This is a genomic window from Litoribacterium kuwaitense, from assembly GCF_011058155.1.
GTDB lineage: Bacteria > Bacillota > Bacilli > Bacillales > DSM-28697 > Litoribacterium > Litoribacterium kuwaitense.
In genome coordinates this window covers 31,530-49,790 of the sequence record NZ_JAALFC010000008.1, presented here as the reverse complement: position 1 = coordinate 49,790, position 18,261 = coordinate 31,530, and the positions used below count along the sequence as shown (strand labels likewise).

General features: G+C 43.9%; 13 protein-coding genes. 4 read left to right on the top strand and 9 right to left on the bottom strand.

Annotated elements, in window-relative coordinates; translation table 11 throughout:
• Positions 1–225 precede the first annotated feature (225 nt).
• Both argS and G4V62_RS06960 read right to left on the bottom strand, forming a co-directional pair.
• Positions 226–1,896, bottom strand: coding sequence for an arginine--tRNA ligase (argS, locus tag G4V62_RS06965; protein ID WP_165200567.1), 1,671 nt, complete (start codon positions 1,894–1,896; stop codon positions 226–228).
• Complete coding sequence (locus tag G4V62_RS06960) at positions 1,883–2,344, bottom strand: YwiB family protein (RefSeq protein ID WP_165200564.1); 462 nt, start codon at positions 2,342–2,344, stop codon at positions 1,883–1,885. Before G4V62_RS06960 ends, argS begins: the two co-directional genes overlap by 14 nt.
• 198 nt (positions 2,345–2,542) lie before the next feature.
• Here G4V62_RS06960 and G4V62_RS06955 point away from each other — a divergent pair, with 198 nt between their 5' ends.
• Positions 2,543–3,208, top strand: a complete 666-nt coding sequence (locus G4V62_RS06955) for a response regulator transcription factor (protein ID WP_312855447.1) — start codon at positions 2,543–2,545, stop codon at positions 3,206–3,208.
• 161 nt (positions 3,209–3,369) lie between these two features.
• On the opposite strand, the gene G4V62_RS06950 is transcribed toward G4V62_RS06955, so the two are convergent.
• The 3 genes from G4V62_RS06950 to speE all read right to left on the bottom strand — a co-directional run bounded on the left by G4V62_RS06950 (position 3,370) and on the right by speE (position 10,384).
• Entirely contained in the window at positions 3,370–8,427 is a 5,058-nt protein-coding gene (locus G4V62_RS06950) for an ATP-binding protein (protein WP_165200561.1), read from the bottom strand.
• A 236-nt stretch (positions 8,428–8,663) separates the two neighbouring features.
• Positions 8,664–9,506: an agmatinase gene (gene speB, locus G4V62_RS06945; protein WP_165200711.1), complete on the bottom strand. Its 843-nt coding sequence runs from the start codon at positions 9,504–9,506 to the stop codon at positions 8,664–8,666.
• A gap of 38 nt (positions 9,507–9,544) precedes the next feature.
• Positions 9,545–10,384, bottom strand: coding sequence for a polyamine aminopropyltransferase (gene speE, locus G4V62_RS06940; RefSeq protein WP_165200558.1), 840 nt, complete (start codon positions 10,382–10,384; stop codon positions 9,545–9,547).
• 190 nt (positions 10,385–10,574) lie between these two features.
• On the opposite strand from speE, the gene G4V62_RS06935 reads away from it, so the two are divergent.
• A complete protein-coding gene (locus G4V62_RS06935) occupies positions 10,575–12,611 on the top strand; it encodes a transglycosylase domain-containing protein (RefSeq protein ID WP_376768288.1) in 2,037 nt (678 codons plus the stop codon).
• 246 nt (positions 12,612–12,857) lie between these two features.
• On the opposite strand, the gene G4V62_RS06930 is transcribed toward G4V62_RS06935, so the two are convergent.
• The 3 genes from G4V62_RS06930 to G4V62_RS06920 all read right to left on the bottom strand — a co-directional run bounded on the left by G4V62_RS06930 (position 12,858) and on the right by G4V62_RS06920 (position 15,260).
• The gene (locus tag G4V62_RS06930; protein ID WP_165200552.1) at positions 12,858–13,364 is read right to left on the bottom strand and encodes a YwhD family protein; all 507 of its coding nucleotides are present in this window, start codon (positions 13,362–13,364) and stop codon (positions 12,858–12,860) included.
• A gap of 84 nt (positions 13,365–13,448) precedes the next feature.
• Positions 13,449–13,946 carry a YwgA family protein gene (locus G4V62_RS06925; RefSeq protein WP_212508694.1) on the bottom strand — a complete coding sequence of 166 codons (498 nt, stop codon included), beginning with the start codon at positions 13,944–13,946 and terminating at the stop codon, positions 13,449–13,451.
• Positions 13,947–13,958: 12 nt separating this feature from the next.
• Positions 13,959–15,260 (bottom strand): HD domain-containing protein, encoded by a 1,302-nt coding sequence (locus tag G4V62_RS06920; protein WP_165200546.1) that lies wholly within the window; start codon positions 15,258–15,260, stop codon positions 13,959–13,961.
• Positions 15,261–15,913: 653 nt separating this feature from the next.
• Between G4V62_RS06920 and G4V62_RS06915 the strand changes: the two genes are divergently transcribed.
• Both G4V62_RS06915 and G4V62_RS06910 read left to right on the top strand, forming a co-directional pair.
• A complete protein-coding gene (locus tag G4V62_RS06915) occupies positions 15,914–16,084 on the top strand; it encodes an aspartyl-phosphate phosphatase Spo0E family protein (protein ID WP_165200543.1) in 171 nt (56 codons plus the stop codon).
• A gap of 186 nt (positions 16,085–16,270) precedes the next feature.
• On the top strand, positions 16,271–17,098 hold the full coding sequence (locus G4V62_RS06910; protein WP_212508692.1) for a lipoate--protein ligase family protein: 828 nt from the start codon (positions 16,271–16,273) through the stop codon (positions 17,096–17,098).
• Positions 17,099–17,163: 65 nt separating this feature from the next.
• Here the strand turns inward: G4V62_RS06910 and pta are convergent, their stop codons facing one another.
• A complete protein-coding gene (pta, locus tag G4V62_RS06905) occupies positions 17,164–18,144 on the bottom strand; it encodes a phosphate acetyltransferase (RefSeq protein WP_165200540.1) in 981 nt (326 codons plus the stop codon).
• Positions 18,145–18,261 lie beyond the last annotated feature (117 nt).

The following is an 18,261-nucleotide window of genomic DNA, read 5'->3' as shown; positions in this document are numbered from 1 at the left end:
GCCGGGCTCCAGATCCGCAGACGAAGCAAGAGGCTTTAACGTCCACCTATCGTTGGCTCACTTGTCCTCTCTATGAACCCTTCGCTTGCCTCCACGCTTAAACTGACAAGCGTCTTCCAGATAGGCTGACGATGAGGGTATCAACTTTATCGAAAAAAAGAGTGTAACAAAGCGTAAAAAGCCTTTGTCTACACTCTTCTAAATGCCCTTCTTAAAATTCATTGCTCACATTTTTTCAGGTGCCTCTACACCAATCACCGCTAGGGCGTTGCGCAATGTTTGTCTCACTGCTTGTAAAAGATGCAGTCTCGCCTGAGTCAAAGCAGGCGCATTAGGATCAATGACTTTCTCCGCATTATAAAAGCTGTGAAATGCACTTGCCAGTTCATGAACATACTGCGTCATGCGATGAGGTAGTCTTTTTTCGGCAGCTTCTTGGATGGTTTCAGGATATGCGCCGATCTTCTTTAAGAGCATTTGCTCCTTCTCTGAAACGAGCAGATCATATTGAGCTTCCGGCGCCAATTGAATGCCCTTCTCCGTTGCCTGTTTAAAAATGCTGCATGCCCGAGCGTGTGCATACTGTACGTAATAGACAGGGTTGTCATTCGACTCAGATGTTGCCAGATCTATGTCGAAGTCCAAATGGGATTCCGGGCTTCTCATCGCAAAGAAGTAACGCATCGCGTCGACACCAACATCCTCCATTAGCTCACGGAGTGTTACAGCTTTTCCAGTTCGTTTACTCATCTTAAACTTTTCGCCATTTTTAAACAGATTAACCATTTGAATAATTTCTACTTCAAGCATATCTTCCGAATAACCAAGCGCTTGAATTGCAGCCTTCATTCTCGGAATATAGCCGTGGTGATCTGCTCCCCAAATATTAATAAGCTTGGAGAAGCCGCGGCGAATCTTATCCTGATGGTATGCGATATCCGGGGTTAAGTACGTGTACGATCCATCACTTTTTACAAGAACGCGATTTTTATCATCACCAAATTCAGTCGAGCGGAACCATTTGGCTCCATCATCGTTAAAGGTTTTTCCATTTTCATGAAGTGTCGCTAAAGCTTCATCAATTTTCCCATTGTCGTAAAGCGACATTTCGGAATACCAGACGTCAAACGGAACTCTAAAAGCTAGCAAATCTTGCTTTAGCTTCTCAAGCTCAAAAGCCAGAGCTTCTTTTCTAAAGAGCGTCAGACGCTCTTCTTCAGTCATTGAGATGAATGCTTCTCCTGTCGTTTCGAGCAGTTTTTGCGCAATGGCTTTAATATCATCTCCATGATACCCATCCTCCGGCATTGCTACATCATTTCCAAGAAGCTGAAAATAGCGTGCTTCTACAGATCGAGCCAGCTGGTCAATCTGATTTCCTGCATCGTTAATATAATATTCCCGTGAAACTTCATGACCTGCCATTTGTAATAGATTGCACAACGTATCGCCTACAGCGGCACCACGCGCATGACCTAAGTGTAAATCACCTGTAGGATTGGCTGAAACAAACTCTACCTGTATTTTTTGTGGTTGTTCTTGAACGCCTTTACCATAGTCCTCGCCTGCATCAAGAACTTGTTTGACAACCTTCGTATAGACTTTTGTATCAAGGCGGAAGTTAATAAAGCCAGGACCAGCAATGTCGATCTCGTTGACCGCTGTCTGTTGTCGATCAAATGCTTGAACAATGGCTTCAGCAATCGCACGAGGAGCTTGACGTGCCGGCTTCGCAAGCTGCATCGCTATGTTTGAAGCAAAATCTCCGTGCGTCGGATCCTTTGGCTTTTCCAAGATCACATTGGGCACGTCTTTTTCCTCGACTAAGCCTGTTTTGACTACCGCCTCTTTTAATACATCACATATCTGCTGTTTGTTTTGTTCAATCATGCTCATGTTCTTCCTCCGTTATGGTAATCTTTACGCGATACTTTGCAAAACCCGCGCCGCCAATATCTAATAAATAGGAAATCAACAATTCAGTCGGCTGAGATTGAGTATTTTTAAAATGAATGTCTTCCGTCTTCACAGTCGTAAGCCATTGTCCCCAAGGTACTTCATACTGCCCTTCTGTCGTCTCATTTACAACATACGTCTGCTGCATGGACAGACCACCACTCCGTACAATTCTCAACACTGGCTTGTCCGTCTCATCCAGCTTCACGACATTCTGGGTACGGCCGATCTCTTCTTCCTCTTCATAGTATACTAAAAATAGCCCTTTGACAGAAGGTTTTCGAAATCCGCTCGCCTTCACTGCTATTTCTTCAGGGGGCTCATCTTCACGGTAAATCAACGTATCTACTTGAACGCGAACAGGTAACAACTGATTCGCCTGTGCCATTTTCTTTCCTGCCCTTCTTTGCCCTATCGTTTCAATGATTCAAGTATAAAGACGTTCAACGGCTCCTGCAACCGCCCAATCAATTGGATAAACAACCTTCTTTTACCTTGACTGCACGTCTTTTTTCCTATAATGTTTATACAAATCATATGACTTTATTTATACCCTTGCAAAATTCGGTCAAAGGGAGGAGCGTCCATGGCTAAGGAAAAGATTTTAATCGTAGACGACGATGTTGAGATTAACGAAATCCTTACGCTGTATTTACGCAAAAATGACTATGAAGTCATTTCAGCAAGTACTGGTCTACAAGCCCTGGAACTTGTAAAAGCGGAGCGTCCCGATCTCATTTTACTTGATATACTACTTCCCGGTTTAGATGGTTTTGATGTTTGTCGAGAGATTCGTCAGCTCACTCGAGTACCAATTCTGTTCGTATCCAGTAAAGATGACGAAATCGATAAAGTCCTCGGCTTAGGTCTTGGTGCAGATGATTTTATTACCAAACCTTTTAGTCCAAATGAACTAATAGCTCGCGTAAAAGCACATATTCGGAGAAACACCTTTTTTAACGAAGGCGGCAATCAGAAGAAGACACCACAAACCATTTATGCTAAAAATCTTGAAGTCGACTTGTTGAGTCACGTTTGTAAATTAAATAGTAAAGAAGTTTCCTTGTCCAAAAAAGAATTTGAGATACTGGCATGCATGATTCAAAAGCCGGACCAAACGTTTACCTTGGATGATCTATATAACCGTGTTTGGGGTTTAAATAGTTTAAGCGACACACGCACAGTGATGGTTCATATTCATAATTTGCGCAAAAAATCGAAAGCGACCCCGCCAATCCACACTACATTTTAACTGTACGCGGTATTGGATATCGCTTTAACGGTGATGCGTGCGAGAACCAAATAAACGCAAACGCTTCCTCAGCCTCACTATGAGCACAATCAATTTTTCTTTATACCTAAAAGTGTAGCCAGTGTCCTCTCAAGACGTTGGCTACACTTTTTTATCGACATTCAATTCTCTTCATTCTCATGAGAAAGCGGAAGCGTAAAGACAAAGATTGCGCCTTTATCTTTCGATGACTCAGCCCACATATCTCCTCCATGATACAAAACCAACTCTTTACAAATGGCGAGCCCAAGGCCACTCCCCTTCTTGGCGGCATACCCTTGATAAAACCGATTAAATAAATATGGCATATCCTTATCATCTATTCCTCTTCCGTCATCCTTAACTTTGACATACAAAGTTTGTCCCCAACAGAAAAACTCAATTTGCACACTCGTTACTGTACCACCATGCTCGAGGGCATTCCCAATAAGGTTCATGAATACTCGTTCAATACTATCTAAGTGTACTGCAATTTGCTGGTGGTCAAACCGTTCACCTTTCACTTGAAATTGAACGCCTTCCTCACCGAGCTCAAACGACAGCTTTTCTTCTAAAAAATCCATCATCCATGCAACGTCTACTTTTTTGCGAATTAAATTCAGCTCACCAGTCTCCAATTTAGCTAGTTGAAATAATGTCTGAATTAATCCTGACAATTGGTTAACCTTCTCTAAGAGGCCCAATAAATACTTTTCTTTCCGTGTTTCATCATTCACGACCCCATCAAGCAATGTCTCTACATAGCCCTTCATAATGGCGACAGGGCTTTGAAGATCATGGGAAATGTTAGAAATAAGCTGTTTTCGAGATTGCTCGACCTCGATCAGACGCTTACTTTTCTGCTCCAATTCGGCATAAGACTGTTCGAGCGCGTACGTACGGGAACGCACTTCATCTTCGAGTTTTTCCGTAAACAACGCATTTTCTAAAGAAATAGCAATCTGCGAAGCGAGTAGTTCAACCATTTTAATCTTCGCTTCAGAAAATGACTTTTCGGTTTTATAGTTTTCAATATAAATCATTGCAAAAACTGTTTCTTTTCGAATAATAGGAATGGATAAAATGAACAGAGGACGATGTTTTGCAATATAATATGAATTCATCCATAGTGAGTGATCAGCAGGCCTTGTAAGTATGACAGGCTCCTTATCTTTAATCACTTGCTCAATCACTTCAGGACAGCCGCCAGCATACGCGTCTGCCGATAATTGTCTCGGTGAGAACCAGCGATACGTGTCGTCCTCCAAAATAGCTTCCACATAATAGCGATCATTTCTTAATAAATACAGCACACCCTTCTCTCCGCCGACATATTGGAGAACGAGGGTAAGGAGCGTTTCTGCTAGAGTATTTAAACGAATGTCTTTAGAAATCATTTGGGACGCATGAGCAATCGTCTCCACATCAATACGATGCATCAACGCTAAGTGTGAAGATGAATCCATATTTACCTTATCTTTCAACTCACCAGACGTTTCTTCTTCAATTGCATAGCTGTTTTTTAACTGACGAACTTTTGCAAAAGCGCCCCAAGCTTGATAATTATTGCTCGCTTCTTCAGCAAACCAACGCGCTGTTTTTTGGCGTTCGTTCATCACGAGCATGCTAGCTGCTCGCTCAGCCGCTAAGGCAGCAAAATGATAAATCCCTTGTTTTCGCGCTTCATTTCCCGCCATTTCGTAAAAACGTTCAGCTGTCTCATCGTCATAAGACAGTCTTGCCTCCTCCGCTAAAAGTAAATAGGTTTTATGCGCCACAGAAACGTCATTTCGTCGTTCGGCTTTACGTACGATCTTCATCGCGCCGCGAAGTTGACGAAGAACGACGCGTTTCGTTTTCTTTGAATCTCCTGGCTTCAATGTATAGATAAACGCTAGGGCTTCCATCACATATGCATTAATCACCCCTGGCTCCATCCAATTTCCTAGTTCACCATGACTTCGCATGGTTTTCATCTTTTGGATGACATTGGCGTACGACCCTGTCCAAAATAAACAATGAATATGAATATACGGCCAAAGATCGCGTTCTGCAACGCTGCCTTTCTCAAGTGGTTGTAGACTCCCTTGACCTTCTTCAATTGAGCGGATGACATGTTCAACAAATGTCCGACGACGGCGAATTAATTCGCCACCCTGCCATTGACCAATTTTCATTTGTAATGTATGCAATGGCTGTCCAGCTTCTAGCATGCTCAACACCCACGCCGACAGCATTCGTGGCAGCAAACGGCGATCTAAAGCATCGTGCAAATACCTCCCCCCTTCTTCAAGCACTTGCGGACCATTCTGAAGAGAGGTTGTCCAAGGAAGCATCCATGAACCGTAAATATATTTCATCCATCCTTTTTGCGTTTGATGCTGAGTAGACTTTAAAAGCGTCTCTGCTTTTGCAAGTAACCGACGACCAGATGAAACATCTCCTTCATAAATAAGCAGGTGTAACGCGTAAAAGCTCAGAATCATCGGATGAAACCGTACATGAACATTCTCTATATCACGATAGGCATGCATCGTTACAGCAGCTAGCAACTGTTTTTCTTCTAAGAAACACACTTGCATAAAATCGATAAGAAAACGCATTTTAACATTTGAATCGATAGGTCTCCTTGGTTTTACCAATGACAAGTTTGTCGGGTAGAACGGTTGAAAGATAGACTTCAGCCACTGGCTGGTCACACCAGGGCGCTTTAACAACGAAACGCCAAGCAAGTGGCAAGCTTCTAATCCATACTGGATCGCCTCTTTTTTCTTCCCGACAATATCTGCATCGGTCATTAGCCGTTGATAAGCCTTTATTTGCTCCTCCTTCGAGTGAATATGTTTTTTTAAATAATGAATGGTCTCTTCCACATCTGTATACACGCCTTGCTGCAACTGAACAGCGATTTGGCAAGTGAGCACTTGCGCAAACTGACAGTCGGTTTGAGAGCTCGCAAACGAGCGCTGGAGCAACTCCTGAACATGTTGACAATAAGACAGCGCCCTTTCAAAGGCTTGGATTTGCATGCTTTTTTCTGCAAACCGTAACAAAATGTCAATCATGATGTGATGCAGATCCGCTGGCAGCTGCGGCCGACCCGCTCCTTCGTAATGATGGGTTACACCGTACAAGTCCACAGCGTGATCCTTAGACGCTTTTTGGATCTGCTGCAAGTCTTCAAACAGCCATCGTTTGTGTACCTCTTTTAAAAACTGCTGATTCCCTTCTTTCATCACGTGGGACCGAAAAGGTTCAGGAAGGGAAAACCGTCCCTTTTTTTCGCTGTCCTCTATGAGAAGACCTTGCTTAATGGCTAAATGAAGCGTGTCCTCAACAATCTGTTGGGTAGTATTTTTGACTCTTCCTAACTCGGACGCCATCACAGCAGTACCCCGACAGGCAACCAGTTGTAATAGGGTTGTTATTTCTTCCGGTAAGTGACGCAGTTTTTCTTGCAACAAGCTCTGATCAGCAGCATTTTCAATGAGCAGATTTAGGCGGTCCAAGTCATAACACCATTGGCCTTTGTCAACATCGACAAATAATACTTCCTTAGCGACGAGCGTATAGAGATAAGTGTTTATTTGCAGGGGATTTCCTTGTGTCAGCAAAAATAAACCTTCAGCTAGAAGAAAGCTTTGCGACGACTGCAAATGAAATAACTCTTTAAGGAGACAACTGATTTCCTCGAAGGATAGCGGAGATAAATGATGGTGCGTCAAGCGTAAACAAGGCGACGAAGATTCTTGAATAGAAAAAAAATGTTCCTCTTGTCGTGTAGATGTAGCGATGATGTAGACATAGGGTAAATAACCTTCCAACATCCACTTACGCAAACGTTTCCTCGTCATGACATCTCCCCACTGCACATGGTCTAGCAGTAAAACGACTGGCCTTTCGGAATTTGCAACTAACTGAAAAAATTGCAAAAAATAATCTTCCCATGCTTGTTTACTTGAAATGCCTTCTTCCGGAACAGACATTTGACCCATCCAGAGTAACTCTGGTATTAGCGTCGTTAGCCAACCAGGAATGGCTTGAAAGCGTTGACTCATCTGTTCACGTATGTCATTAAATAGAGCTGGATATGTCGTTGCAACTTGTCGAATCGTTTGACGGAGAATCGTCACCATCAGGTGATACGGGCGCTCTTGGGCAGTAGGCTGAACCGCCACTTCCACAATAATCGCTTTTTCGCGTGCCATTTGTCGTAAAACGTTGCGCACCACTGGCGTTGTTCCAGCCCCAGCAGCGCCTGTCACAAAGCTTATGGCACTAATGCCAAGGCGCACTTCAGATAGTAAATCAATCATTGCGTCAACGGAGTGAGAGGTCGATGTATTCGGAAATTCGTTCGTAAAACGTCCTTTCACACAAAATCTTCCTGGATCATCATGAGAAGGGTGGGCGTGGTATAGATTTAAAAATAGTTTCTCAAGATCGACACACAAACTCAAAGCATGATCGTATCGCTGCTGCCTATCTTTTTCTAACGATTTCATAAGAATAGACACGAGTGGTGCAGGGACATCATCGCAAAATGCTTTCGGATCAGGGGGTGTATCTGTTTGTAAATCATAATACCAGTCTTCTGATTGTTGATGTTGATAGGGCAACTGTCCAGTTAGCATTTCATATAAAATCACACCAAGCGAATAGACATCCGCTCGTTCATCCACCTTTACAGAGCCACCCACAAGTTCCGGCGCACTATAAGGTGTCAGCTTTGCACGCATTGACTTGTCGCCTACATCACCGTTTTCTCGTATCATCGCTTCCGTATGAAGTACTACAATCGTCTCTCTAGAAGGGTCCCAATAAATGCAATTGGGCGTGAGCTGCTGATGAAGTAACCCAGCATTCTGGATGCGCGCGACCGTTTTTGCTAAGTGTATCGCCATACGTAAAAAGAGCTTCCTATCATTTCTAAACCCCTCTGTATAAAACGGCAATGCCTTTCCTTTCACCTCTTGGAGAACTAAACGCCCGGGAGAGTAATGAAGAGGAGTGGGAAGACCTTTAACATTATACCGTTGCAGCAAATCATATTCGTTTTTTAACACGTCTAGCTGATTCGTCGATTCATTTTGTGGCGATACTTGCTTGACATAAACATACTGACCCAACACTTCATCATAGTGTGAATATTCTTCAAAATAAGCTTGCGAGCCGACACTATTGAATGAATGGGTTTGCATGCAAAATCCTCCTTTGTATGAGTTCACTTATTAAAAAACCTCCAAAATAAGGAGGTTTAAGAGTGTAGACAGATCGCATCTGAATGCCTACTCTCTCGTAATTCTTAATTATTGTCATTGTACCAGTCCAGCTTAAAAAAGCTTGTCAGCGCAAATCTAGAATTTTTGTTCATGAGCGTATGAGTAGCGACCGACGATATATGCAAATAGCTAATCCTTGTAAACAGGCTAAGGTTTTAGGTTGATTTAGGAATCCATCCTAATAGCATTTCGCGAATAAGCTTCGCTGCAGTAATCGAGGTCTGATCTGCGTTGTCATACGCAGGCGCCACTTCTACAAGGTCTGCCCCAACAATATTTATGTTTGCTGCTGATAAGGCATATAGCGTTTCAAGGAGCTCGCGTGATGTAATCCCCCCTGCTTCTGCCGTCCCTGTTCCTGGGGCAGAAGCTGGATCTAATACATCGATATCAATGGTGATATATACTGGGCGCCCTTGGAGAGAAGGAAGTGCTTTTTTTATTGGTTCAAAAACTTGTTCAGGATAAAAATGCATACCGCTCGAACGTGCATAATCATATTCCTCTCGAGAGCCTGAGCGAATCCCGAACGAATACACATTGTCCGCGCCGAGCAATTCACACGCTTTTCGTATCGGTGTCGCATGAGAAAGCACTTCCCCCTCATACGACACGCGTAAGTCCGCATGCGCATCAATATGGATGAGGGCAAGGTCAGGGTATGCCGCATGCGCTTCTTGGATAACAGGCCAGGAAACGAGGTGCTCCCCGCCTAATCCAAGAGGAAATTTACCATCCTTAAACAAGCTTTTCGCAAATTCACGAATCATCGCAAGACTTTTTGTTGCATTACCAAAAGGAAGCATGAGGTCGCCAGCGTCGTAATACGCAACATCTTCTAAATGAGCATCCAAACGAAAACTATATTCTTCTAATCCAATCGACGCTTCACGAATGCGCCCCGGGCCAAAGCGGGAACCAGGACGAAAGCTGACTGTCCAGTCCATTGGCATACCATAGATGACCGCCGTTGCGTCTTCATACGTACTCCGGCTCATAATAAACACTTTGCCTGAATAAGCTTCGTCAAAATAGGTCAATCCGACGCCTCCTCTAAGAGACGTTCCACAAATCGAGGTAAGACAAACGATGCATGGTGAAGTGAGGACGTATAATATTGCGATTCAATCGAATGAAAGCGCTCAGCAGATACTTTGCACGGATCATATGTCTTTGAACCGATCGTAAACGTCCACATGCCGCTCGGATAGGTTGGAACGTTCGCTGTATAAACCCGTGTGATCGGAAATATTTCGCTAACATCTTGATACACTTGGCGAATAAGCTCTGCTTTAAACCAAGGATTATCGGTTTGGGCGACAAAGACCCCGTCCTTCGTCAATGCTCGCGAAATGCCTTCATAAAAACCTTTTTCAAATAGCTTCGCAGCAGGACCAACCGGCTCCGTTGAATCAACCATAATCACGTCATATGCATCCCGTGCCTCAGCAATGTGCATAAAGCCATCGCCAACCTTCACGTCCACACGTGGATCGTCTAACATCCCCGCAATTTTTGGTAAATGTGTTTTCGAATATTCGATGACCGCGCCGTCAATTTCCGCTAGCGTCACACACTCTACCGACGGATGCTTTAACACTTCCCGAACGACACCGCCATCTCCTCCTCCAACGACGAGTACATTGACAGGTTTTGGATGAGTAAACATCGGCACATGCGCCATCATTTCGTGATAAACAAATTCATCCTTTTCAGTCGTCATCACCATATCGTCAAGTAGCAGCATTTTGCCAAACTCCTCAGTTTCGATGAGATCGAGCTTTTGATAAGGCGTCTTCTCATGCACGAGCGAACAGCGAACTTGTGCTGTAATCCCAAAATAAGGGGTTTGTTTTTCAGTAAACCAAATACTCATCATATCTCTTCCTCTCTATTTCCCCAGCACATAAGCTGTAACTCTCTCAAAAAACTTTCGTGGAAACAAAAAAAGTATAGTCGAAACAAACACCGAAGTGCAATCTTTTTCGTATGAGGCACAGGCGCGATTAAAAAAATAAGCGGCTGGATATACTGGATAAAAAAGGGTGAGGACTGTGTAGGGAGGGATGACGTTGGACACCTGGTTTCGGAAACGACTAAAGGTCATTGGAATGATTATTGCTGCTGGAGTAGCGACGATCTTCATCACCTACGGCATCTTATTAGCGACGGTCTATGTTCAAGAGCCTCCACCGCTTACCGTTCCCCAAACGGCTAAAGTGTATGACGCTGAAGGGGAGCTCATCGCAGAACGTTCTACGCCGGGTGTTACAAGATACTGGATCAGCGTTGAAGATATGTCTCAACACATCATCGATGCCACGCTGGCTGCCGAAGATGCTGATTTTTTTACCCACAACGGGTTTGATTACTCCCGAATTGCCGCCGCAACAATTGCCAACCTCAAATCTTTTGACAAAGTACAAGGTGCGAGTACGCTGACACAGCAATATGCGCGCAACTTATTTGGAGACCTGACGAAAACGTGGAGCCGAAAAATTCGTGAAGCCTATGTAACGCTGCAGCTAGAAATGCATTATTCAAAGGAAGACATTTTAGAAGGTTATTTAAATACGATCTATTTTGGGCATGGCGTTTACGGTGTCGAGGCAGCCGCGCAATATTTTTTTAATACGTCGGCAAGTGATTTGACGATCGCCGAGGCAGCGCTTTTGGCGGGCATTCCAAAAGGTCCCGGTCTGTACTCACCAGAGATCCATTTTGACAATGCGAAAGATCGGCAAGGCTATGTATTAAAGCAGATGGTAAAGTCGCGAAAAATATCTAAAGAAGATGCAGAACAAGCCAAGGCAGCAACGATTGCGCTGGCAAACCATCCAAACGAGCCGCTCCGTGCCCCTTATTATCAGCAGGCTGTATTTCAAGCATTACAAGAAAAAGCAGGTTTGACCGAGCGACAGATTCAAACAGGTGGACTCCGTATTTTTACGACATTACAGCCACATGTGCAAGCGAGTGCTGAGCAAGCCGTTTCGCGACATGTTCATGGGCAATCATCCATTCAGGCTGCCGTCGTCGTCATGGAACCAAAAACTGGTAAAGTCCGCGCGCTCGTCGGAGGGCGAGATTTTGAAGAAAGTGCCTTCAACCGGGCAACCCAAGCGAAGCGGGCCCCAGGATCGACTTTTAAGCCTCTTCTCTATTATACGGCATTAGCCAACGGTTTCACACCTGCAACGACGCTCGTCAGCGAGCCGACGACATTTCGTTATGACGATGGCAGGGAAGTATATAAGCCGGACAACTACAACGGCTATTACGCAAATGCCCCCATTACGATGGCACAGGCACTTGCCCTTTCAGACAACATCTTTGCTGTAAAAACCAACCTTTTCTTAGGTGAACAAAGATTGATCGAAACGGCCAAAACACTCGGCATTGATAGTGCGCTGCAGCCTGTCCCTTCATTAGCATTAGGCACTTCTCCCGTCAGCTTAATGGAAATGACTGAAGCTTACACAGCTTTTGCCAACCAAGGCGTCAAAGCAGAGCCTCTGTTTATAGAACGGGTGGAAAACTACCGCGGTGAGGTATTATACGAAGCAAAGCCGGAGCTCACTCAGGCGCTGGATCGTGACCTTGCTTTTTTAACAGCTCATATGATGACGGGGATGTTCGACCAAGAGCTAAATGGTTACACGACTGTCACCGGACAGGATCTCGTTTCCGAGCTCCACCGCCCTTACGCTGGTAAATCAGGGACAACGAACACCGACACGTGGATGATTGGATTCACACCACAACTCGTTAGTACCGTCTGGCTTGGCTATGATCAAGGACAAACATTAGACATTCCGGCTGAAAAAGTCGCCTCAAAAAAAATTTGGGCCGATGTCATGGAAAAAAGTCATGAAGGACTGCCGTTACGTACGTTCCAGGCAACAGAAGGTGTCATTCCTGTCGCCATCGACCCTTCCTCTGGTAAGCGGGCAACGACATCGTGCAAAGGAAGAATGATGTACTTTGAAAGAGGCACTGCTCCACAAGGGTATTGTCAGCCAACTGAACCCGAAAAACGAGCACCGACGCCAGTGCCGAAAAAGCCACGAGAGGCTTGGTGGAAAGAATTTTGGCCATTTTAGCGTAGATTGGAAGGTTGAGTGGTAAAAAAAGAGATGTACATTGCTTACAGGAACTGTTATGGGGGAATGGCGTGATGGCATATAAAAAAGGCTGTCTCTTCTTCGTGTGGGCCTGGGTCAAAAGCCTTCACAAAAAAAGAGCGCAGCCTCTTTTGTCCTAGATGCTATGTGTGCATCTTTTACAAAGTTTACTACTTTATAGCGCTTTCTCAAGCATTATGCCAAACGTTCATAAAATGTTCAAATTTACAACGCATCCTTGAGCGACTCGGATGAACGTTGCCACATCCCCTCATCGTATTCCTTTAAAAAGGCAGCAAGCAACTGGCGTGACTTTTCATCCATATGACTGACAGCGACTTGATGCTTCATTGATTTATCCATATGATTGACATGCTCCGGCATCGACTTATAGCCTCGTTTAATGGAACGATTGGTACGAATCTCACAGCCGCCAAGCCCCGCATAGTATGGACCTTCGTCTCCTCGCTCCACAGTGACCCAAACGATCCAATAGAGCTTGCCATCAGGCACTTCCTCTCGGTTAGGGACAAATTTCAAGCGACGCTCCACCTTCGAACGCGCATGTAAAGCCCCCATATCAATAAACACTTCTTCTTCTTCCGGATCAATGATGACCGGCGAGACATTTTCAAGACTAATAGAGCCTACACCAAAGCCACCATGACCGTCCGTTGAATCGTTTTTAAGAATATTAAACTGTGTACTCGTTCGCTTTTTTTCTTCACTCATTGGTGACACGCCCCTTTCAAAAGCTGCTTTCGATATTTCCCTTCAGTGTATCACATGACGATGACCAATCTCTAACTAGCAGAATCAAGCTAGCGAAAACTGCCTTTCTTTCAACGCTTGAATAAAGTGGAACGCCTCATCAATCTCAACTTGCTCATATTGCGGCTGTCTTTTTAACATAGCGACCTTTTGCCGAAGCTGTTCTATAGGAAGGTGACCAAAGTAAAGAAGTGCAGCGACTAATTCAAGAAAACGAGCGCTTTGCTGATTTAAGCAATTCATACACGCCCACGTAGAAGGAAGTTCGACATTGCTCTGCTGCAAAAAAGCTTCCCCTTCTTCCGTCATTGTAAAAAGCAATTCTTCACTTTCCTCTTTATAAACCCGTACTAATCCGAGATGATCAAGCTCTTCCATTTGCAAAGTCAATTCCTCTGAATAAGGACCATACATATGAAATTCAAATTTCTCATAAAAAGGATAGTGCAGCTTTTGTGCAATATAAATCATCTTTTGCAGTTTTTTGCGACCAGTGATCTTCTTTGTATCTGCTAGTACTTTAAGTAGCTTGGCATGTTCCATTAACACTCGGCATTACCCCTTGCCATACAGAATGTCCAAAATCCTCTTTTTCTCTCGCTCATGCTCTCTTGCATTGTCTAGTAAATCCTTCGGAAAATACAGTTTGTGATCTGTTCGCTTCTTTCCAGAAATGGATTCCACAATATCCGATTGCCTGGACAGCTCTTGCAACTCTCCTCCAGGCATTAATAAATGAATCGGAAGACGCTCCTCTTCTTCACCTGGCCGATAAAAATCATAGGGCAAATCAGACGAAGAATCAACGACAAGATAATACTCCGGTGCAAGTCCAATTTGTTCAAACAAACGACTTAGCTCCATCCATTGCTTCATCTGTAATTCAGTGTTTATCTCAACATATTGAAATAAGCGGCGATTCATAAACCGATTGGCTAAATCCTTTAAAATCTCATCTTCCTCATGCTGCCACATATGAAAATAATATAATACAATGGATTCATCCAGCTGTAGATACTCATCTAAAGTCACTTTCTCACGAAAAAGGCTTTGCAAAAGTAAAGGCGGATGCTGAAACGGATACCCTTTCTCATACAATTCCTTTGCACGCAGGAGTACCTTTGTCAAAATCACTTCTGCACTTCGCGTGACGGGGTGAAAATAGACTTGCCAATACATCTGATAGCGGCTCATAATATAATGCTCAACCGCGTGCATTCCACTATGCTTAATGACGACCTGATCATCTGTCGGGCGCATGACGCGCAAAATGCGCTCCATATCAAATTGACCATAGCTTACGCCAGTGTAATAAGCATCTCGGAGTAAATAATCCATTCGGTCGGCATCTACCTGACTCGAAATGAGGCTGACAATGAGTTTGTTCTCATCCGTTTTCTCAATGACGTCAGCGACGCGCTGTGGAAACGATGAATCAACCGCCTTTAACACTTGATTGACTTCCGTGTCCCCTAAAATAATCCTTCGGCTCCACACTTCATGATCGAGGTGAAATACCTTCTCAAAGGAGTGCGAAAAAGGCCCATGCCCAATATCGTGCAGCAAAGCAGCTGTTAAACAAAGCAGCCGGTCTTCCTCCCGCCAATGCGGACGATTTTTAAACACTTCAGCAATACGCCGAACAATTTCATACACGCCCAAGGAATGGTTAAAGCGACTATGTTCAGCACCATGAAAAGTGAGATACGAAGTACCGAGCTGGCGAATACGTCGGAGCCGTTGAAATTCTTTTGTCCCTATCAAATCCCAAATGAGCTTGTCTCTGACATGAATATAACGATGAACAGGATCTTTAAATACTTTTTCTTCTTCTAGTTTTTCTGCCGTGAATCCCATGGCCTTGAAGCCTCGCTTTCTCAGCCTATACTTTTATCGTTATTAACCTACCCGTAAGTGTGCTTTTATGATTAAAGTAAAGTGCTTTTATGAAATGTCATGCTCGTGACCTTAACTTTATCTAGGTAAATATGTCCTTCATTCAAGATTTCAGCTCAACATGCAGATGTTCCTGCATATCAGTCAAGCAATTTAGTATTCATGTCCAAGCTTCTAACCCCTCACCTTGCTAATACACTTACATACCGGAAAGAAAAAAGATGTGTGGATGTGCACTCTTTAGTATAAAGTTATTTTACAGCGTCCCTTTCAATGATGACAACTCTCCAAATGAGAGAATCTTTGTTATCACCGCTCCCCTGTCGAAATCATACGAAATACAGCGATGTCTGTCATTTTTTTTATACATTTTCATTTTTAGCATACTTTTAATCACTTTCTTGTTGAATGAAATATCGACTATGGGTAAAATCTAAACAGTGGAAAGAAAGAATGTACAATATTCATTTAAAATGTGCAATTATTCAATCTAGTTCGCTGAAAACTCTTCCCTAACCAGTTCATTTGGACTATAATATAAGTAAGATATTTTTGGAAAAAATGTAATCAGGATACATCTTTCGGCCGATCATAGGACAAAGGAGGCATATCTTGTGAGAAGTGTGATCCATTTAACTGACGAGATTGAATTGCTTCGAAAAGAAATGTACAAGCTTTATCAATCGCTCGACAATCTTCAAGACCCAAAGCTCGTCGATTTAAGTCAGCGACTGGATGATAAAATGAATCAGCTTAGCGAAGATCATATGTCAATGCGTCGTTAACCTTGACTACACTTCTACGTCAGGCCTCCTAGCTAGTAGTCCGTATACTTTTTAAAGCTACCGCTTCCTTGTACTACGAGGAAGTGGTTTTTAAATTTTGAGTATGCCCAGCAAGAAAAAGGAGATCCTCTTTCCCATCAGCCCCTTTCGGTATATGATATATGGGCGAAGGGAGTTTGACTGCATATGGACTTAAAAGAAACTGCAATGTGGAGACTCATTGATCAAACGACACCAAATCCATCGTTTCGTGCCATTGATTCGTTTGCATATGATGATACACTTTGTGAGTCGGTTGGGAAAAATGGAAGTCCCCCTATCCTGCGCGGATGGGTTCACTTGCCAACGGTTGTTCTTGGCATTCAAGATGCACGACTGCCAAACATTGTAGAGGCGATTCGCTATATCCACGACCAAAACACTGATGTCGTCGTTCGCAATTCGGGCGGCCTCGCCGTTGCATTAGATTCTGCCGTTTTAAATGTCAGCATGATTATGAAAGAAGCGAAAAAGAGCTCGATCTCCACTGGCTACGACACCATGGTCGCGCTTCTCCATAAAGCTCTTCAAACTCGCCACATCGATTTTGAGGTTGGCGAAATTAAAGGTTCCTATTGTCCGGGAAGTTATGACTTAAGCATCAACGGCAGAAAATTTGCCGGCATCTCCCAAAGGCGTATTCGTGGTGCTGTAGCAGTCCAAGTGTACCTCTGTATATCCGGCAGCGGGAGCGCCCGAGCAAGGTTCATCCAGGACATTTATAAAAAAGCTGCAAATGGTAAGCCATTGGCTTCGATTCCTAATCTTCAGCCAGAAGTGATGGGTTCTTTGGAAGAGCTCACCGGACAAAAATTAACTGTCACTTCCCTCATGTCACTTCTCGCAGATGTTCTACATGAAAACGGCGCCTCGCTTGCCTACGAATCTCTTTCGGAATCTGAACACGATCGATTCGTTTATTACAAAAAGCGATTGGTCACAAGAAATGAAAGCATCTCTCAACACCTGATTTAAACAATGATATACGCAACATACGCTAAAAAACCAGCCACGAGCAATAATGGCTGGTTTTTCTATAATCAATCATTTTGACTAGACTGAACGGCCGTCAATAAAGCTAGTCGGTAGACGTCCTCGGCACTGCAACCGCGCGACAGGTCATTAACCGGTTTTGCCAAGCCTTGGAGTATTGGACCAACTGCACTATATTCCCCAAAACGTTGGGCAATTTTATAGCCGATGTTCCCCGCCTCTAAACTCGGGAATACGAAAACTGTTGCATTTCCTTGAATTGGAGAATCTGGTGCTTTCTTTTGAGCAACCGCCGGAACGACCGCTGCGTCAAACTGAAATTCTCCATCCACAACGAGCTCCGGAGCTTGCTCATGCACGATCCGAACTGCTTCAGCTACACGCTCTGTTTCTTCAGAAGAAGCCGATCCTTTTGTAGAAAAACTCAGCATCGCAACGCGTGGATCAACGCCAAACAACTCCGCTGTTTGCGCGCTTTCCCGCGCAATTTCTGCTAAATCAGCTGCATCAGGGGCAATATTAATGGCGCAATCTGCAAAAACATAAGTATTGGTTCCTTTGCCCATGAAAAAAACACCCGATGTTTTTTTGACACCTGGCTTTGTTTTAATGATTTGTAATGCAGGCCGAACGGTATCTGCAGTCGAATGCGTCGCCCCGCTCACTAAGCCGTCGGCGATACCTAAGTGAACGAGCATCGTCCCAAAATAGTTTACATTCGTTAAAATGTCGCGAGCCTGTGCTTCCGTTGCTTTCCCTTTTCTCCGCTCAACAAACGCTTCGACTAGACGATCCATATCATCATAAGTCGCTGGATCATATACTTGAATTCCTCCAAGATCGATACCAGATTTTTCCGCAGCAGCTTGTACACTTGCCTCATTTCCAATTAAAAGAGGTGAAACAACGCCTTCTTTTTGCAATTGACTGACGGCCTGTAAAATCCGCTCATCTTGCGCTTCCGGAAATACGATGGTTGCTTTTTGACGTGATGCTTTCTCTTTGACGGACTGAAACCAACCTTCCATACCTTTAAAGGCCTCCTTTATTGAAACAAATATCTACCTCACCATACCCCTTTTCCGAACGAATGAAAAGAGACTTTTATAAGCAAAAACGTATTGTATAGGCTTTCACAAGTTCTT

Coding starts and splice junctions, on each gene's coding strand:
- G4V62_RS06925 (WP_212508694.1), bottom strand. CDS start 13,946: ATGGAACATGCCAAGCTACTTAAAGTACTAGCAGATACAAAGAAGATC.
- G4V62_RS06935 (WP_376768288.1), top strand. CDS start 10,575: ATGACGTTGGACACCTGGTTTCGGAAACGACTAAAGGTCATTGGAATG.
- speB (WP_165200711.1), bottom strand. CDS start 9,506: ATGAGCCGGAGTACGTATGAAGACGCAACGGCGGTCATCTATGGTATG.
- speE (WP_165200558.1), bottom strand. CDS start 10,384: ATGAGTATTTGGTTTACTGAAAAACAAACCCCTTATTTTGGGATTACA.
- pta (WP_165200540.1), bottom strand. CDS start 18,144: ATGGAAGGTTGGTTTCAGTCCGTCAAAGAGAAAGCATCACGTCAAAAA.
- argS (WP_165200567.1), bottom strand. CDS start 1,896: ATGAGCATGATTGAACAAAACAAACAGCAGATATGTGATGTATTAAAA.
- G4V62_RS06960 (WP_165200564.1), bottom strand. CDS start 2,344: ATGGCACAGGCGAATCAGTTGTTACCTGTTCGCGTTCAAGTAGATACG.
- G4V62_RS06955 (WP_312855447.1), top strand. CDS start 2,543: ATGGCTAAGGAAAAGATTTTAATCGTAGACGACGATGTTGAGATTAAC.
- G4V62_RS06910 (WP_212508692.1), top strand. CDS start 16,271: ATGGACTTAAAAGAAACTGCAATGTGGAGACTCATTGATCAAACGACA.
- G4V62_RS06930 (WP_165200552.1), bottom strand. CDS start 13,364: ATGAGTGAAGAAAAAAAGCGAACGAGTACACAGTTTAATATTCTTAAA.
- G4V62_RS06950 (WP_165200561.1), bottom strand. CDS start 8,427: ATGCAAACCCATTCATTCAATAGTGTCGGCTCGCAAGCTTATTTTGAA.
- G4V62_RS06920 (WP_165200546.1), bottom strand. CDS start 15,260: ATGGGATTCACGGCAGAAAAACTAGAAGAAGAAAAAGTATTTAAAGAT.